Raw genomic sequence first — 2,763 nt, 5'->3', positions numbered from 1 at the left:
CGGTCTCCCCCCCAATGCCGGCGCCGCGGCAGGCCCAGGTGGCGCCGCCATGCGGCGTCACCTCGGTATCGCCGGTGATGACCTTGACGTGCTCCTGCGCGAGGCCAAGCTGATCAGCCACGATCTGGCTGATGATCGCCTCGGTGCCCTGGCCTTGCTCGGTGACCGAGATCAGGCAGCGCACCTCGCCCGACGGCGTCAGGCTTAGGATCGCGCCATCTTGTGAAGAGATGCGCGCACCACCGACACCATAGAACGCGGGGCTGGGATTGGTGATCTCGACAAAGGCCGCGATGCCGATGCCGCGATAGACGCCGCGCTCGCGCAAGTCGGCCTGCTCGGCACGCAAGCTGTCGTAGTCCATGATTTCGTGCAGACGCTTCAGGCAGGCCTGATGCGACAGCGCCTCGAAGCGGTAGCCGGTCGGCGAGGTCTGCGGATAGGCGTCGTCGGGGATGACGTTCAGCGCGCGGATGGCGAAGGAATCGAGGCCAACCTTGCTTGCTGCCATGTCGACCAGCCGCTCGGTGACGGCACAGGCGATGGGATGACCGACGGCGCGATACTGGCTGGTCTGCACCTTGTTCTGGAAGATTACCTCCAGCGTGGCGCGGTAATTCCTAAAGCGATAGGGCGCGCCGATCAGGCGGATCACCTGGTTGCCCTCGACCACGCTGGTGCGCGGATAGGTCGAGAACGCGCCGATCGCGGTCAAATCGAGGACATCCATCGCCAGGATCTCGCCCCTGGCGTCGAGCGCCATGCGGGCGCGAACGCGATGGTCGCGAGCGTGGATGTCGGAGACGAAGGACTCCAAGCGATCGGCGACGTACTTCACGGGACGGCCGAGCAGGATCGAGAGGCCGACCACCGCCATGTCCTCGTGATAGACATGCAGCTTCATCCCGAAGGAGCCGCCGATATCTGTCGCGATCACGCGGACGCGGGCCTCCGGGATGTTGTAGTGGCGTGAATAGAGGTCCTGAAACTGATACGGGGTTTGCGTACCGTGGTGCACGGTGAGCATGCCGGCGGAAGGATCGTAATCGGCGACGATGGCGCGCGGCTCCAGCGTCACCGCGGTATGGCGGCCGAAGGTGAACTCTTCTTCCACCACGTGGGCGGCGTGCGCAAAAGCGTCGTCGACGGTGCCGCTGTCGAGCTGGCTGCGGAAGCAGGTATTGTTGGCGGTGCCGGGGTTGACCAGCGGACCACCGGCCTCGCGCGCGCTGTCGATATCGACGACGACGGGAAGATCCTCGTAGTCGACTTCGATCAACTCCAGCGCATCTTCGGCGATCGCGCGGCTCTCGGCGACGACGGCGACCACGGCCTGCCCGGCCCAGACCACGCGATCCAGCGGCAGCGGCCATTGCGGCGCCGAGGTCATGCCCTTGAAATGATCGAGCGTGCCGGTCCAGGGCGTGCAGATCTTGGCGAGATCGGCGCCCGTGGCGACGAGATGCACGCCTTCGAGCGCACGGGCCTCTTCGGTATTAATCGCAACGATCTTCGCATGCGCATGCGGACTGCGCAGGAACGCGGCATACAGCATGCGCGGCAGCTTGAGATCGCTCACATAGCGTCCCCGCCCCGCCAGTAGCCGCTTGGCGTTGGGCCGCGGCAGCGAACGGCCGATATAGGAATTCGGGCGGTCCAGCGAGGTCAGCGGCGCACTCATGGCGCACCTCCGCTTTCGCTGCGCGCTTTCGCCACCGCAGCGATGGCGTCGACGATCGCCTCATAGCCGGTGCAGCGGCAGTAATTGCCCGACAACGCGTCGCGGATCTCGTCACGGCCGGGCTGCGCCACCCGCGAGAGCAACTCGTGGGCGTTGACCAGCATGCCCGGCGTGCAGAAGCCGCATTGCAGCGCGTTGCGTCGATGGAATTCGGCCTGGAGATCGGCGATCACGCCGCTCTCGGTGAGGCCTTCGATGGTGTTGATCGTTGCACCATCGGCCTGCACCGCAAAGACAAGGCAGGAATGCACGGCGCGGCCGTCGATCTGCACCAGACAGGCGCCGCAGGCGCCCATCTCGCAGCCGGCATGCGTGCCGGTCAGCTCAAGCTTGTCGCGCAGGCAATCGACCAGCGTGTCGCGCGGTGCGACCTCGCAGGCAACCTTGCGGCCGTTGACGACGAAGCGGACCCGCACCGTCTCGTCGGCCTCACCCAGCAGAGTTTCGTCGAAGCCGCTCACGCGCCCTCTCCGAGACGTCCGAGCAGGCGGCCAAGCAACACGCGGGCGAGATGCAGGCGCATCGCCGGGGGCACCTCGTCACTGTCGGGCGGCGCGAGATCGCCTTCAAGCGCTCCTTGCGCGGCGGCGATGCGTTCCGCGTCGAGACGCGCGCCGATCAAGGTGGCTTCAACCCCCTTCACCCGCGTTGGCGTATTGCCGACGGAGAAGAACGAGATGCGGATGTCGTCGATGCGCGCGCCGGCACAGGTCGCAAGCATGCCGCAGCCGGCCAGCGCATAATCCCCGCGCCGCCGCGCCAGCTCGTCGAAGGCAAAGCGCTGATCTGCCCTGAACAGCGGAACGTGGATTGCGGTGATCAGCTCGCCGGGCTGCAACGCCGTCTCGAACAGGTCGATGAAGAAATCGTCGGCCTTCACGCGACGATGACCCGCGGGGCCGGCGATCTCGATCTCGGCACCCAGCGCCAAGGTCATGGCCGGAAATTCGGAAGCCGGATCGGCCAGCGCGACGCTGCCGCCGAACGTGCCGCGGTTGCGGATGGCCGGATGCGCGACGAAC

General features: G+C 66.4%; 3 protein-coding genes. All 3 read right to left on the bottom strand.

What is annotated here, in order from left to right; all coding sequences use genetic code 11:
* Positions 1-1,681, bottom strand: a 1,681-nt coding sequence (locus MOV75_RS33485; RefSeq protein ID WP_247007464.1) for a xanthine dehydrogenase family protein molybdopterin-binding subunit, incomplete at its 3' end; no start/stop codon positions are given.
* On the bottom strand, positions 1,678-2,202 hold the full coding sequence (locus MOV75_RS33480; RefSeq protein ID WP_309486778.1) for a 2Fe-2S iron-sulfur cluster-binding protein: 525 nt from the start codon (positions 2,200-2,202) through the stop codon (positions 1,678-1,680). The genes MOV75_RS33485 and MOV75_RS33480, both read right to left, overlap by 4 nt.
* Positions 2,199-2,763: xanthine dehydrogenase family protein subunit M (locus tag MOV75_RS33475; protein ID WP_247007463.1), on the bottom strand; the 565-nt coding region annotated here is incomplete at its 5' end. The genes MOV75_RS33480 and MOV75_RS33475, both read right to left, overlap by 4 nt.

The organism is Bradyrhizobium sp. PRIMUS42 (assembly GCF_023006515.1).
Taxonomy (GTDB): domain Bacteria; phylum Pseudomonadota; class Alphaproteobacteria; order Rhizobiales; family Xanthobacteraceae; genus Bradyrhizobium.
Note: the sequence above shows the minus strand (reverse complement) of the source record. Positions and strands in the feature narration are given on the sequence as shown.